General features: G+C 60.6%; 13 protein-coding genes, 1 pseudogene and 1 riboswitch. Of the genes and pseudogenes, 8 read left to right on the forward strand and 6 right to left on the reverse strand.

The genetic code is table 11. The features are described from left to right. Positions 1–48 precede the first annotated feature (48 nt). Positions 49–303, reverse strand: a riboswitch (cobalamin riboswitch). A 168-nt stretch (positions 304–471) separates the two neighbouring features. Further along, positions 472–1,752 (reverse strand): bifunctional sulfur transferase/dioxygenase Blh, encoded by a 1,281-nt coding sequence (blh, locus tag GGD57_RS03685; protein ID WP_184466956.1) that lies wholly within the window; start codon positions 1,750–1,752, stop codon positions 472–474. Between the two features lie 419 nt (positions 1,753–2,171). Here blh and GGD57_RS03690 point away from each other — a divergent pair, with 419 nt between their 5' ends. Beyond that, positions 2,172–2,585: a hypothetical protein gene (locus GGD57_RS03690; protein WP_003564533.1), complete on the forward strand. Its 414-nt coding sequence runs from the start codon at positions 2,172–2,174 to the stop codon at positions 2,583–2,585. Between the two features lie 108 nt (positions 2,586–2,693). Here the strand turns inward: GGD57_RS03690 and ilvB are convergent. Continuing rightward, a pseudogene (gene ilvB, locus GGD57_RS03695) lies at positions 2,694–4,410 on the reverse strand (biosynthetic-type acetolactate synthase large subunit). Between the two features lie 360 nt (positions 4,411–4,770). After that, positions 4,771–5,187 (reverse strand): hypothetical protein, encoded by a 417-nt coding sequence (locus GGD57_RS03700; protein WP_184466960.1) that lies wholly within the window; start codon positions 5,185–5,187, stop codon positions 4,771–4,773. 235 nt (positions 5,188–5,422) lie between these two features. Between GGD57_RS03700 and ftsZ the strand changes: the two genes are divergently transcribed. Continuing rightward, positions 5,423–6,445, forward strand: a complete 1,023-nt coding sequence (gene ftsZ, locus GGD57_RS03705) for a cell division protein FtsZ (RefSeq protein WP_085737635.1) — start codon at positions 5,423–5,425, stop codon at positions 6,443–6,445. Positions 6,446–6,486: 41 nt separating this feature from the next. Here ftsZ and GGD57_RS03710 read toward each other — a convergent pair whose 3' ends face one another. Together GGD57_RS03710 and GGD57_RS03715 are read right to left on the reverse strand one after the other, a co-directional pair. Continuing rightward, positions 6,487–6,696 carry a hypothetical protein gene (locus GGD57_RS03710; RefSeq protein WP_184466962.1) on the reverse strand — a complete coding sequence of 70 codons (210 nt, stop codon included), beginning with the start codon at positions 6,694–6,696 and terminating at the stop codon, positions 6,487–6,489. 1 nt (position 6,697) lies between these two features. Beyond that, positions 6,698–6,898, reverse strand: a complete 201-nt coding sequence (locus GGD57_RS03715) for a hypothetical protein (RefSeq protein ID WP_184467404.1) — start codon at positions 6,896–6,898, stop codon at positions 6,698–6,700. Between the two features lie 125 nt (positions 6,899–7,023). On the opposite strand from GGD57_RS03715, the gene GGD57_RS03720 reads away from it, so the two are divergent. Beyond that, positions 7,024–7,197: a hypothetical protein gene (locus tag GGD57_RS03720; protein WP_003580125.1), complete on the forward strand. Its 174-nt coding sequence runs from the start codon at positions 7,024–7,026 to the stop codon at positions 7,195–7,197. A 134-nt stretch (positions 7,198–7,331) separates the two neighbouring features. Here GGD57_RS03720 and GGD57_RS03725 read toward each other — a convergent pair whose 3' ends face one another. Then, positions 7,332–7,775, reverse strand: a complete 444-nt coding sequence (locus GGD57_RS03725; protein WP_184466964.1) for an SRPBCC family protein — start codon at positions 7,773–7,775, stop codon at positions 7,332–7,334. 144 nt (positions 7,776–7,919) lie between these two features. Here GGD57_RS03725 and GGD57_RS03730 point away from each other — a divergent pair, with 144 nt between their 5' ends. The 5 genes from GGD57_RS03730 to GGD57_RS03750 all read left to right on the forward strand — a co-directional run bounded on the left by GGD57_RS03730 (position 7,920) and on the right by GGD57_RS03750 (position 14,823). Next, entirely contained in the window at positions 7,920–8,921 is a 1,002-nt protein-coding gene (locus GGD57_RS03730) for a substrate-binding domain-containing protein (RefSeq protein ID WP_184467406.1), read from the forward strand. 167 nt (positions 8,922–9,088) lie between these two features. Beyond that, positions 9,089–10,741 carry a putative bifunctional diguanylate cyclase/phosphodiesterase gene (locus tag GGD57_RS03735; RefSeq protein WP_184466966.1) on the forward strand — a complete coding sequence of 551 codons (1,653 nt, stop codon included), beginning with the start codon at positions 9,089–9,091 and terminating at the stop codon, positions 10,739–10,741. Positions 10,742–10,817: 76 nt separating this feature from the next. Next, positions 10,818–11,297: a hypothetical protein gene (locus GGD57_RS03740; RefSeq protein ID WP_184466968.1), complete on the forward strand. Its 480-nt coding sequence runs from the start codon at positions 10,818–10,820 to the stop codon at positions 11,295–11,297. Continuing rightward, a complete protein-coding gene (locus GGD57_RS03745) occupies positions 11,294–12,466 on the forward strand; it encodes a class I SAM-dependent methyltransferase (protein WP_184466970.1) in 1,173 nt (390 codons plus the stop codon). The genes GGD57_RS03740 and GGD57_RS03745 overlap by 4 nt, the downstream gene beginning before the upstream one ends. Then, complete coding sequence (locus GGD57_RS03750; protein WP_210303704.1) at positions 12,466–14,823, forward strand: SpoIIE family protein phosphatase; 2,358 nt, start codon at positions 12,466–12,468, stop codon at positions 14,821–14,823. Before GGD57_RS03745 ends, GGD57_RS03750 begins: the two co-directional genes overlap by 1 nt. Position 14,824 lies beyond the last annotated feature (1 nt).

The raw sequence follows: 14,824 nt of genomic DNA on the forward strand, positions 1-14,824 counted from the left end.
AGAAGGTCAATCATGTCTGCTCCTTGTCCGGGCATCCCCGCCCGGTTGATTGGATCGTGATTGACGGCAGGTCTCCTGGCTTGCGGATATGCGTCGTCTCAACCGCCTTCCCGCGCTATAGCGCAGTGGCTGGGCCAGAGGCCCCTGGGGATGAACGCTGACGCGCTCACCCTGGGATGATCGACAATCCGCTTACAGTTGCGGGGGCAGCCACGGTCTCGGTCCCTACTGGGTCGTCCTCACCGTGTTCCCTATTAATCCCCTTGGAGTCATCTTCAGGGAACCGTCGCCCCCAGTTACGTCGCTTGCCCCGACGGCGTCAATGACTATTGCGGAGGATTTGAGAAATGGAGACGGAACGTGGGAGCACTGGCTGTGGTGGGTCCGCGGCATCCGCCAACGTTCCTCATGCTGAGGTGCGCAGCCCGCGAAGGCGAAGCCTCGAAGCCCGCGCCGCAACGCTGCTCCTTGCTACAACGCATCCAGCGGGATCTTCAGATAGCGCCGGCCGTTATCCTCCGGCTCCGGCAATCTGCCTCCCCGAATATTCACCTGTAGCGCGTGAAGCATCAGCTTCGGTTTCGGCAGCGTGCGGTCGCGTGCCTGGCGCAGCGACACGAAACCGGCCTCGTCGATGCCTGATATATGCGGATTGGCGCGCTTCTGCGCGGCGACCGTGCTTTCCCAGCGCGGGTGACGGCCACCGGGCTGATAGTCGTGACCGGAAAACAGCCTGGTCTCCTCGGGCAGCGACAGGATCGCCTGGATCGAGTGCCAGAGGGCGCCGGCACTGCCGCCGGGGAAATCCGTGCGGGCGGTGCCGGAATCCGGCGTGAACACCGTATCGTGCACGAAAGCGGCGTCGCCGATCACATAGGTCACCGAGGCGAGCGTATGGCCGGGCGAGAACATCACCCGCGCCTCAAGCGCGCCGATCTCGAACGTGTCGCCATCGGCAAACAGCCGGTCCCATTGCGAGCCGTCGGTTTCGAAGTCCGGCCAGTTGTAGATTTCTTTCCAGAGAGCCTGGACGTCGGTGACATGGGCGCCGATTGCCGTCGGCGCACCGGTCCTCTCATGCAGATAATGGGCGGCGGAGAAATGATCGGCATGCGGATGCGTGTCGAGAATCCACTCGACCGTCAGCCCCTCGCTTTCGATATAAGCGAGGATGGCATCGGCATTGGCCATTCCCGTCGCACCCGACATCTCGTCGAAATCGAGCACCGGGTCGATGATGGCGCAGCGTTTCGCCGCGGGATCGGAAACGACATATTGCACGCTGCATGTGTGAGGTTCGAAGAAGGCCTTCACCACGGGCGCCTGCCCTGCCCGCTTCTCCAGCCAGCGGCGTGCGCCGGCAAGATCGAAGCCGAGATTTTGACCGAAGGTCTCGACATCCCCGACCTTCATCCGCCCGTCCAGCACCTCGCCCAGCGCATAGAGCGTCAGGGCCCGTGTGCCGCTCTTGCAATGGGCGACGACCGGTCCCTTCGCTTGCGTCATCGCCGCCTGGAAGGCGCGGATATCGGCCTCGGTGATTTCGGTCCCCTTCACCGGCACGAAGCTGTAGGCGAGCCCGGCAGCGGCGGCGGAAGCCTTCTCGGCTGCATTGCCGGGTTGCCCCGGCTCCTCGCCATCCGGCCGGTCATTGATGACGGCGGTAAAGCCGTCTGCCGCGAAAGCGGCAAAACCGGCGGCATCGGGCTGCCCCGCCACCGATATCAGCTCATTGACCCTCACGGATGTCATCGAAGCCCCCGCGCCGCCCTCGTCAGGCATTGTCGCATGTATATCGCCACAATCTCACAAGTATATTGCCGAGCGCAAGAATAGAACGCTGGGCATGCCCGCGCTTACTGACGCTGGGAAAGCCCGATCATGCCGGCGAGAGACGCTTCCCAAACTCCCGGCAGGCCTGGCTCCCCGATCAAAACGACAGCGTCGCGGCACGCCCCCGTCCTTCGAGGTTTCGACCTTTGAGTCTGGTCGTTGGCACACCGCAGAACCTTCCGGTGACACAAGCCGCGCCCTCTCTCCGCCCTCATCCTGAGGTGCCCCGCAGGGGCCTCGAAGGACGAGGGTGGCCCCGATTGCGGATTCGGTTTCGCACCCTGATTGACTCCTCAGAAAAATCCAATATTCATTCAAGCAAAAGTTGAGGATTTATAGTGAAAAGCATTTTTTCATACTTGATACTGGCAATCGCAGCAATTTCACTTTCGAGCTGCACCACAACCTCCGACAGCTTCAGGCAAAAGTCCAAATCGATAACAGCGCTCAGTGGTGAAAAAACGAAGATAGGCCAGACCTGGCATATCAATGACGATTGCAGCCACGCCGATTATCCGGCCACGCATATCGTGGAACAGCCCAAGCATGGCCGTCTCCAGATTGTCCACGAACCGGTATTTCCCGGCGCAACCGGAAAGCTGGCGAAATGCCGGACGGTTAAGGTTGGAGGCGTGGTTGGATATTATACACCGGAGCCAGGCTACATCGGCAGTGACAGGTTCGTTCTGAGATCGCCCTACGGGTACGGTAAGATCCAGGAGACCGTGATGAACGTAAGCGTCATCAAATAGCCGGCCCGAGCGCTGAAAACCTCTCCCTAAAGCCGGAGGCCTGATGGCTCGATGTCAGTCGCAGAATCCACTGCTGCGACTGACATTTCAAACCGTGTTCCAAAGTCGCTAGACGCGACTCTCTCCGCCAACATCGGCTGACGCGGCAAACAGCGCGTCGCCAACCTCGCCGGGCAGCAACATATTATGATACGCCCTGCCCGCCCCGGTCGTCGGCAGGCGCGGCGAATTCGGCGACGCGGCAGTCGAACAGAACAGGCATGTTCACCTCGATCATCTCCATGATCGCATCGTCGAGTTCGGCGGGCCTCTCGCAGCGAATGCCGTGTCCGCCATAGGCTTCGGCAAGCTTCACGAAATCCGGGTTTCCGTGCTGCCGCTGCCGAGCCGTTCCCTGATCGCCGCCGTTGAGAATGAAGATCTTGATCGGCGCGTTGTGCTGCACGGCGGCCGACATTTCCTTCATCGTCACCTGTACGGAGGCATCGCCGGCTATGTCGATGACGAGGCTGTTGGGATTGGCGATCTGCGCGCCGAGAGCGGCGGGCAACCCGTATCCCATGGTCCCGAGGCCCCCCGATGTCATCCAGCGATTCGGCTGCTCGAAGTCGTAATATTGCGCCGCCCAGATCCGATGCCGGCCGACCTCGGTCGTGATGTAAGTATCGCGATCCTTGGTCAGTTCATAAAGCCGCTCGATGGCATATTGCGGCATGATGACGTCGTCGCGCATTGCGTAGGAAAACGATCGCCGTGCCCGCCAGCCCGCAATCGTGCTCCGCCACTCGGTCAGTCTCGCCCGGTCCGGCGCCTGCGGCAGCGCCCGCCACAGACGAACAAGGTCGGCAAGTACATTGGCGGCGTCGCCCCGGATGGCGATATCGGCGCGCACGGTCTTATTCAGCGAGCAAGCATCGATATCGATATGAATCTTTAGGGAATTCGGTGAGAAACCATCGAAGCTGGAGGTAAGCCCGCCGTCGAAGCGCGCCCCGATGCACAGCATGAGGTCGCAGTCGTGCATCGCCATATTGGCCTCATAGGAGCCGTGAAGCCCGGTCATCTTCAGCCAGTTCGGGCTGGAAGCCGGATAGGCGCCGAGCCCCATCAGCGTTGACGTGACGGGAAAGCCTGTGAGATCGACCAGTTCGCGCAACAGCTTTACCGCTTCAGGGCCGGAATTGATGACGCCGCCGCCGACGCAAATGACCGGCCGGCGCGCCGGCGCCATCAGAGCGACGGCAGCCTCGATCTCCCCGATGTCACCGCGACGGTCCGGCCGGTCGCTCGTTCTTAAAGCGACGGCCTCCGGCGGCGTGTAGGCGCCGCTCGCAAACAGCACGTCCTTGGGCATGTCGACCAGAACGGGGCCGGGTCGTCCGGATCTGGCGATGCGAAAGGCCTCGTGGATGGTGACGGCAAGGTCATTGACGTCGCCGACCAGCCGATTGTGTTTCGTGCAGCCTCGGGTGATGCCGACGGTATCGCATTCCTGAAAGGCATCGGAGCCGATCAGCGCCGTCGGCACCTGGCCGGATAGGCAGACCAGCGGGATGGAATCCATCAAGGCATCCTGAAGCGGCGTGATCGCGTTGGTTACGCCGGGACCCGATGTGACCAGCATGACGCCGACCTTGCCCGTCGAGCGGGCATAACCCTCGGCGGCATGGCCGGCGCCCTGCTCATGGCGAACCAGAATGTGCCTGATGTCTTCCTGCTGGAAAAGCTCGTCGTAAATCGGCAGAACGGCAGCGCCGGGATAGCCGAAAATATGCTGGACGCCGTTGTCTCTCAGCGCCTGAAGAACGATTTCCGCGCCGGTCATCTGCGCGCGCGGGGTGTCGATGGAATGACGGGATCTCATGGTTCCGTTCCTTGATCAGTGTGACGATGTGTGGAAAGTCCGACGAGGCGCCCACCCCGGATTCGGGGCATAAAAAAAGGCCCCGTCAGGAGCCTGCTTACCGCGCATGGGAGCTTTCGCCGGATGGTTACAACATCCTGCCCACGCGCCCGATCACCACTGCCAGAACCATTGCGATTTTCATGGCAGCATAGCTAAATGCAAATTGGAACATCGTCAATGCTCCCGGAGAATTGCACTTCGGGAGGTCCCTAGCCTCTGGGGAAGCGTGAGACCCCGCCTCGCAGATGGCTGCATCCCGCTTCCCTGCAATAAGCAAGGTTAGTCCTGGCCTTGCAGACGGTCCATCACCTGCAACAGGAGATCGGCGCAGGCCTTCATCGGTTCGTCCTCGGCGCATTTGAGATTGATCCGGGTGTTGCCGTCCTCGATCTGGAAATGGGCTGCCTTGGACGGCGGCGGTGGCGGGCGATGACCACGGAAGCCACGAAAGCCCCTGTCGTCACGGAACCCCATGTCGCCTCGCGATCCATGCCAGCGGTCATCGGGACGTTCTCTCGGCGGCGCATCCGGCCCGCCCCGCATCGCCCCCTCATCGCTGGGTGCAGGCGTAGGTGGTGCGCCTGGCTCGGCGGCTACGGGCGGTGTCCCGGCGGATGGCGGGGCTGGAGACTGCTGGGCGAAGGCGTTGCCGGCAAGCGCCGCAAGGGCGAGGCCCGATAGAAGAAGTCTTTGCATGGGAACCGTTCCTTTCGCAGAGAGGTGGCATATCTCTAAACACCCTAGCGCGGCTTTGGTTCACGCGTCGTCGGGGCTTTTGTCGAATCCGCAACTCATCTGTGCAACGTGCCCTTCGGCAACGATGCCGAGATTTCTTTCGCCTCGCCTCTGCCTTGTTGGGCGGCTATCCTAGGCGACGATTCGCTGGCCACGACGAGGGCGTGGCGTGAACGAAGCTTCAAAGGAGAGCGCGATGACGGACGCCAAGAGCGGCATTTCGGGACTGCGGCCGCATATTACTGTGATCGGCGTCGGCGGTGGTGGTGGCAATGCGATCAACAATATGATCGCAGAAAAATTGGCAGGCGTTGAATTCATCGCCGCAAATACGGACGCCCAGGTCCTCGCCACATCAAAGGCGACCAGGCGCATTCAACTCGGCGCGAATGTGACCGAGGGTCTCGGCGCCGGTTCGCTGCCTGAGATCGGCCATGCGGCTGCCGAGGAATCGATCGATGAAATCATGGATCACCTGGCAGGATCGCACATGTGCTTCGTCACCGCCGGCATGGGCGGCGGGACGGGCACGGGTGCTGCCCCTGTCATCGCGCGCGCCGCGCGTGCCGCCGGCATCCTGACGGTCGGCGTCGTCACCAAGCCGTTCACCTTCGAGGGCAATCGCCGCATGCGGACGGCGGAAGTCGGCATTGAGGCGCTTCGCCAGGCAGCCGATACCGTCATCGTCATTCCCAATCAGAACCTCTTCCGCATCGCCGATGCGAAAACCACGTTCGCCGATGCGTTCATGACCGCCGACCGCGTGCTTTATGCCGGCGTCGGCTGCATTACCGATCTCATCGTCAAGGAAGGCCTGATCAACCTCGATTTTGCCGACGTGAAGTCGGTGATGCAGGGCATGGGCCGCGCCATGATGGGGACTGGCGAAGCCTCCGGCGAGAGCCGAGCGATGAAGGCGGCGGAAGCGGCAATCGCCAACCCGCTTCTCGACGATATCTCGATGAGAGGCGCCAAAGGCGTGCTGATCTCGATCTCGGGCGGCTCGGATATGACGCTATTCGAAGTCGACGAAGCGGCAAGCCGCATCCGCGACGAGGTGCAGGATGACGCCGATATCGTCGTCGGCGCCATCTTCGACCGCAGCCTCGACGGCAAGTTCCGCGTCTCCGTCGTGGCGACCGGCCTGGAAGGCAGCTCCTTGCCCGCATCCGCTTCGCACGCCCCCGCCGAGCAGATCCAGACGCGTACGTTGCAGTAAGCGGCAAGCCGCGTTGCATGAACAAATTCCATGCAACGCGATCAGCGCGTCCGGCCCTCGTTCATATCGGCGGGATCGTAATTGATGTCCCGGTCCTTGCCCGGCTTCTTCCTGCCGGGCGGGTTCTTATGCACCGTGGCATCTTCCGAACCGGTGATGACGGTCGGCTTGGCGCTAGCAACGCCGCTGCTTTTCCGGTCGGCGCGGGATTTTGCGAACTGGCCGGCTGCGTCTTTTTCGGGATCGGCCATCTCAATCGCCCTTCTGCTTCAACGCGTCGCCGAGGTTTTTGGTCTCGGGATCGCGGTTGTTTTCGCCCTTCGCGTCGCGATTGCGGTCCGGATCGTCCTTGGCTTTCAGATAGCCGCGCGGGGTATTTCCTTTCGGGCCTTCCCAGCGTGGGGACTGATCGGTGGTGCCGGGGGCGCCGTCTTTCGGTGTCTTCATGCCCATCATCGTTTCTCCTTGGCTGCGTAGGAAAAACCGGAAAAGGCGGCGAGTGTTCCCGCGGAAAAATATGGAACAGTGCCGTCTCCCATCGGTTGTCCCGAAGTCGCAACCTCAAAAGGGAGCCGAAAATGAGCAAGACCAACGTCCGTGAAATTCAGAAACGCGCCGAACAGCAGGTCAAGAACACCAGCGCCGGCGGCCATCTCGGCGGCACCTATTTCGGCCAGCAGCCCGACGGCAAAACCGCCTCGGAAAGCAGCAATGACAGCGCCAAGGCCAGGCCGAACGATGGGAGTAATTAAGTAGCGCAGCCGCTGTTATCCGCGCGGCATCGTCCAACATTCCTCACCCTGCGGCCCCTTTGCGAGGCGCTTCAGGGTGAGGTTCACTTGAGCATCGGCGGCAGTCTGCAGGAATGACCGGCCGCCTGAACCAACTATTCTTTGATATCGGGCTCAACCACCCTGGCGAGGTTTTTCAGCGATTCCTGCCAGCCGAGATAACAAGCCTCGGGCGGGATGACATCAGGCACGCCAGCCTGTGTGATATCCACTTCGGTGCCGACCGAAACTTTCTTCAGCGTCACGGTGACTTCCATTTCGCCCGGCAGGTTGGGGTCGTCGAACTTGTCGGTGTAGCGAACGCGTTCACCAGGGACGAGTTCGAGAAATTCGCCGCCGAAGGCGTGGCTATTGCCCGTGGTGAAGTTGCGGAACGACATTTTGAAGGTGCCGCCGACGACCGGCTCCAGATGGTGCACAGTGCAGAGGAAGCCGTTCGGCGGAAGCCATTTGGCAAGCGCGTCGGCCTCGATGAAGGCGCGATAGACCTTGTCCGGGCTGGTCGCGAAAACACGATGCAGGCGTATGGTGTTCGGCATGGTCATAATCCTTTTGAATGGACGGAATGGACGAACCTAGGACGGGTGTGGTTTGGCCGATCCGACACCGGATCGAACTTTTCTTCAAGAAAAATTCCGCATAGACCAACAAGGGCGCGTCAGCCCATTCGAGGGACCTGGAAAGTGAGCAAACCGAATTATCGGGACATCGCCCGCCATGCCGGCGTGGGAACTGCGACGGTCGAACGGGTCTTGAACGGGCGTGGGGGTGTTCGCCCCGAACTGGTCGAGAAAGTCGTCTCCGCCGCACGTCGCCTGGATTACCCGCGCAAGCTTCCCGAGACCCATCGCGGCCTCCTCAGGATAGAAGTGCTGATGGTTCGGCCGGAGACGAGCTTCTACCGTCGCCTTTCGCATGCTTTCGAAAGAATCGCCGCCACCCTCGATCCCTTGGTCGTCGTGCATCGCAGCTTTACCGACGAACTGAATCCGGAAGCGATTGCGCGGCGCATCCTGTCGACCGACCTGTCACGCGCCGGCCTGATCCTTGCAGTGCCGAGCAGCCAGCTGATCAGCGCCGCGGTGGAAAAGGTAAATGCGCAAGGTCTGCCGGTCGTGCACGTCGTGACCCGCGCCTCCGAGCGCGCCGGCGAATTTATCGGCATCGACAACAATGCCGCGGGCCGCACGGCCGCGCTCTACATCAGTCGAATGGCTGCCCGGACCGGGCCCGTGATTGCCATCTGCCACCCAATCTATCAGGTGCATCGCGATCGGATCCGCGGCTTCTCAGCCTATTTTCAAGACCATCCCGGCGCCTCCAGCTTCGAATGGCTGGGATTTGGCGGCGATGAGGAGCGTGCCAGCGCTGATCGCCTGTGGTCGGCCCTGGAGATGTATCCCGACCTTGCCGGTCTCTATAATGCCGGCGGCGCCAACTCCGCCCTGATCGACGTGCTGCGCCGGCATCCGCGCGGCCGTGATGTCTTTTTCGTCGGGCACGAGTTGACCGAATATACGCGCGCGGCCTTGCAGGACGGCATTATGGATGTGGTGCTGGATCAGGCGCCGGAGGCGCAGGCGCGCCGCGCGCTTGATCTCGTTCTGAACAGAATCGGCTTGACCGATATCAAACCGGACCAGGCACCGATCCGTTTCATTACCATCACCAAGGAAGGGCTTTGACCCGCCCCCTCGCCCGAATTCCGGCAACCGCTCCCGATGGCCGCAATCCATCTGAGGTTTGGGATTGTTAATCAGAAATGCCTAATGTAAATCTTGACGTGCACAAGTTGTGAGGCAGTTGATTTGCTACAATAACTGATTAGGATTCGACCAGGAGAGCTTCGGACATGCGGAAAATTCGTGCGGCCCGCGCGGCCCGCGGAAAAACGGAGGCAAAGGCTTTGAGCTCGATCGACCGGCTTTTGTTCTTCGACCGCGATTTCAATCCAGTCGAGAATTTGCTGGGCAATGAGCTGCCTGCATCCGTCAAACCAGCCGCGTCGTTTTGGGAGCATTTTGCCGGATTGGACAAATCGGCGCTGACGCTGGCTTTCTCTTCCATGGGCGAGAGTGCCCAGCCTTTGCGGGTATTTGCCGATCCCGGCAGGCCCGGGTCGCGCGGACTGACGATTTATCGGATCGGAGATCTGTATGCGGTGGTTCGCTCCGAAGAACCCATCGACGATGAGCGGGCAACCCTCCTGCATCTCGCCACCCACGATCCACTGACCGGACTGCCGAACCGACGCCAGTTCAGCGACGACCTCACCGACTTTTTGCGGGAGACCGCGGGCACGAACGAGACCCTGTCTCTGATGCAGCTCGACCTTGACGATTTCAAACCGGTGAACGACACGCTCGGGCATGCGGCTGGGGACAAGCTTCTTCAATTCGCGGCGGGGCGTATTCAGGACTGCCTTGCCGCTGACGACAGAGCCTACCGACTGGCGGGTGACGAATTCACCGTCATTTCCATGGGTTCGGGGCATCCGGCCAAAGCCCACCGTTTGGCAGAAGCCTTGGTTGCCGCATTCAAAAAGCCCTTCACCATCGATGGCATCACGGTCTTTGTCGGCACCAGCATCGGCATATCGACCGCTCCCCCGGACGGGACAAGCCCGGAGCAGCTCATGAAAGCCTCCGACCTCGCGCTCTACGCCGCCAAGAAAGAGGGGCGCGGCCGGGCAAGTGCCTTTGATGCCTCCATGCTTGAATTGCTGGAGCAGCGCGAGCTGCTGCGCCGCAGCCTTCGCATGGCCCTGGCCCAGCAGGAATTCTTCGTCGAGTACCAGCCCTTCGCCGAGGACGGCTGCATCGTCGGCTTCGAGGCATTGCTGCGGTGGCACCACCCACTGCTCGGAAATATCCCTCCCGTGACCTTCATTCCGATGGCCGAGGCCGATGGAATGATGCCTGAGATAGGTGCGTGGGTTCTGGAGCAGGCATGCCGCGAGGCAATGAAGTGGCCGCAGAATTACATCGTCGCGGTCAATGTCTCGGCGGCCGAATTCCTGACGAGCGGCCTCACGGATCGGATATCCCAGACGCTGGACCTGGTCGGCTTGCCGCCCGATCGTCTGGAACTGGAGATCACCGAAAGCGTGCTGCTGGAGCGGACCGTCAATAACATCGATACGCTGAATACGCTCAACGTGCTGGGGATACGCATCTCGCTCGATGATTTCGGGACCGAATATTCTTCCCTGAGCTATCTGAAGACATTCCCTTTCGACACGATCAAAATCGACAAATACTTCATCACCGATCTCGAAACCGATCCGAAAAGCCAGACGATCGTCCGCTGCATCGTCAACCTCGCCCATGGCCTCGACATGCAGGTGACGGCCGAAGGCGTTGAAACGACGGCTCAAGCGGAATGGCTGCGCAATGTCGGCTGCGACAGGCTTCAAGGTTATCTGGTGAGCAGGCCGCTTCCGGTCGAGGCAATCGGCGAGTTCATCTCCCGCGCGGAAACATCTGTGCGGCACGCTCTGCCATAGCGAACAAGCGATTTTCGCCGTGCCTTGGCGATCGCAAGCATCAGCCTGAGGCCCGGGAGCAACGATGGAGGGTTGATTGGAAGAGAAAGCTTCTGGCTTCGACGACCATGCATTCGTGCCGATGGTCTCGCTCGAAATGAACCTTGCAACGTTCAAATCCCGGTGGCAGCTTTGCGACGGGATTACGGAATATCTCTCGGAAATCCTGGGCCAAAGCCACAGCGATCCGGCTCGATATACCAATTTTCTTTCGGTCGCGGCAAACGAGCTCGTCGAACTCGCGTTCCGTTCGACCAGAGCGCCCGGAAAGATACATTTCGGCCTCTATCGGAGTGAGACATTCAATCGGCTGAGAATTGCCTTCCCGTGCGAGGACGCATTCGACCGCCGGCCCGTGGCCGTCGCCCGGTCTGGAGACCCGGTCATGAAGCCCGAAGAAACAGTCCGGCTCCGAGACTTGGCGACCATATTCCGCGCCGCGATCCGAATTGAAGAGGACGAGGCGCACGGAATGCAGATCATCGCGGATTTCCCCGCCAGGGAGGATTTCCAATGAACATGTTTTCCCTGCCCTTTTCCGCGCATTTCGATCCGACCAATCAGGAACTTTTGCTGTCCGGCAAGATGCGGCCCGAAAGCGCCGGCGAGATTGCCGATGTCCTGAAGCTGGTGCGGCAAAGTCTGGAAAAATACAGCGGCGTCGTCTATCTCAATGTCAAACGCCTGACGCACATCAACATGACCGCCTTCGCCGCCCTGTCCGAGGTCCTGGCGGCAAGCTGCCGGGCCAGGCCGGAGCGCAGGATCGTCATCATCACCTCGAGCGTGGTGGCATGGTCGACCTCGCTGTTCGAGACGCTCGTCGCCTCACAGCCGAACCTGTCGGTCGAAGTCTACGATTCGGCATTTTATCCGGGCCAGAGCTTCGTCGAGGATGAGAGTTTCATTCCCATCCTGCGCACCCAGACGAAAATGACATGGCGGCACGAACGCGAACTGCTGCCTCTCCACGGCCTACGCAGCGGCCTTGCCATCGCCGACATCTGCTGCGGAATTGGCGATTTCGCCGCCCTCGTCCAGCGGGAATTCAAACCGTCGCGCCTCGTCGCGCTGGATCATTCCGTGCGCAGCCTCGACTATGCACGCAAGGTCGCTGCCGATTTCGATCTGCAGGGGATCGAATACACCTATGGCGACGCCTCGCAAATGCTGCTTCGGGACAACCAGTTCGACTTTGTCACCTGCCGGCATTCGCTGCAGATTTTCAACCGTCCCGAAATGCTGCTCAGGGAGCTTTACCGCATCTGCAAACCAGGCGGCCGTGTCTACATCACCAACGAGAAAAATTCGCATTGCCTGGGCGAGCCGCACGCCGAAACGATAAAATGGACTTACGAGGAGGTCGCCAAGCTGTTCAGGCACTTCCACATGGATGTCGAGATGGGGCCGAAAAGCCGCCATCTGCTGGCCGATGCCGGCTTCGACTCCATCAAGGTCGACTGCTTCATGGTGACCAACCTGGATGGCGATCCGCAGGACTTCGCAGACGTCATCGAAGCCTGGGAGAATGTCTATGCCGGTGAGATGGCCGTCCGGCGGGGCGATTCCGTGGAATTCATTCGCAGGTTCCGGCAGGGCTTCAGGGATCACATCTTTGCTGCTCTTCACCCCAAGGGTTACGCAGGCTGGCCGATCTGGGCCGCCTCCGGACGAAAGCCGCTGTGATGGATGCGCGATCATCGAGAAGACCGGCAAGACTGGGCTCGTTTCGGGCAAAGTTCATCCTGGTCGTCGGTGGAGCCGTGCTCTTCGACTTGCTGGTCAGCGGTGGTCTCGCGCTTTGGAACGTTCAGCGGCTGTCGCGCGACGCAACGCTCGAGGTCGGCCAGGGTCTTGAAGCGGCAAGCCAGGAATATATCCGCACCTATGCAGATTCCACCGCGGCACAGGTGGGCTTGCTGCTGCGGCAGGTTCATAACGACGTCGACACGCTGGCCGGTGTGCTGCAGGCGCAGATCGACGATCCCGAACGCAACGCCGACGTCGGCGCCGCGATCGCCCGCACATCTCCCGGCAGCGTCAGCCTTTCCTACGATCAGAATGGCAGATGGTCGCAGAACGCTCCGGGCTCCGCCTCGGTCGTCAGCGTCTGGGGATATCTGCTCGGACCGGACGATAAGCCGAAAGCCGACGTCGAGAGCGATATCCGGACGAGCGCGGTTCTGGATCTCGTTGCGCCGAGCCTGATGCAGCACGGCGCTTCAAAGCTGCAGATGTATTATATCGGTTCGAAAGAACGACCGATCTTCAGGACGACGCCCTACACCGACCAGGCCCAGACCTTCGACCGGCTTTATCCCGGCCACAACGACGCCAATTTCTGGGACTTCTTCTTTCCCGGCCTTTATGAGTCCTGGCAGGGCTGGGCCAAAGACATGAAAACGCGGCCGGTCGCCGACGACATCACCCAGACCGCGCCCTATACCGATGCCATTACCGGCAAGCTGATCGTCAGTTTCTTTCATCCATTGTGGACCGCCGACAGGCAGGATGTCGCCGGGACGGCCGGCGCCGATATTACGCTCGACCAGCTCGCGCAGACGGTTGAAAATGTCAAAGTGGCCCAGTCCGGTTTCGGATTTCTGGCAATGTCCGACGGCAATGTCGTGGCGATCAACAGCACCGGCGAAAAGACCCTCGGTCTGCGATCGGCAAGCGATGCGAGCGGAACCGGAGTGACCGGCCTCGAGCGTTCCCTCAAGGGAAGCTCTCAGCCGGCGATCGCGAAACTGGCCCTCGACCGCGAACAGGGCATTCAACATTTGCTGCTGCAGCAGGACGGCAGCGAGGTCCCCTATATCGCGATCGTGAAGAAACTGCCTGCGACCAATCTCTGGTCCAGCGGCCCGGTCCGCCAGGAAGCGATGTCGCTTGGCGTGGTCGTGCCTGAACGGGAGATCGAAGCCTCGCTCTATGCGGCCCAGGCCAAGATTTCCGAGGCGACGAACAGGATCGTGCTCTACCAGATCCTGGCGATCCTCATGTCATTGCTGATCGTGACCATCGCGGTATTTGCCGCCTCGAAACGAATAACCAGCGGAATCAGCGCATTGGCAGGTGCGGCCAAACGCATTCAGGCGAAGGACTATTCGGTCAGGGTCGCCATCACAAGCAAGGACGAGGTCGGCGAGGCTGGCGAAGCCTTCAACCGGATGGCCGAAGAGATCAGCTATCACACGGAAAATCTCGAGCAGTTGGTCGAGGAGCGAACCGCGCAGATTGAAGATGCCAAGGAAGAGATTTCGACGCTGAACGCCCAGCTCCAGCGGGAAAACCGGCGTCTTGGAACGGAGCTCGCCGTCGCCGAGAGAATCCAGCTGATGGTCCTGCCGCTGGACCAGGAGCTCGAGGCGTTCCAGGCACTCGAAATAGCGGCCTATATGAGACCCGCCGAAGAGGTCGGCGGCGATTATTACGACGTGTTGAAGAACGGTAGCCGGCTGAAGATCGGCATCGGCGACGTCACCGGGCACGGGTTGGAAAGCGGCGTGTTGATGCTGATGGTTCAGTCCGTCGCCCGCGCCCTGCAGGAGGCCGGCAATACCGATGCGGTGAAATTCCTCACAGATCTGAACAGCGCCCTGTTTAAGAATATCGTCAGGACGAAAATCGACAAACACCTCACTCTGGCGTTTCTTGACTACGACGGAAAAGAGATGATCCTGTCGGGACAACACGAGGAAGTTGTCATCGTGCGGGCAAACGGTGGGGTCGAGCGCATCAACACCATGGATCTGGGCATTCCGATCGGGCTGGAAGCCGATATCTCAGCCTTCATCAAAACCCGTGAAATCGCATTCGAAAAAGGGGACCTCATACTTCTGCATACGGATGGCGTCACGGAAGCCGAAAACGACGCCGGAGAATTGTTCGGCATGGAGCGGCTGTGCCGCGAGGCCGTTCGCTTGAAGGATCTGAGCGCTGAGAAAGTCGTTTCCGAAATTGTCGCGACGCTCATGCTCTTTATCGGATCGCAGAAAATCTACGACGACATTACGCTTCTGGCAGTACGGCATAGGTGAG

It is taken from the genome of Rhizobium esperanzae, from assembly GCF_014197615.1.
In the GTDB taxonomy this organism is placed as follows: domain Bacteria; phylum Pseudomonadota; class Alphaproteobacteria; order Rhizobiales; family Rhizobiaceae; genus Rhizobium; species Rhizobium esperanzae_A.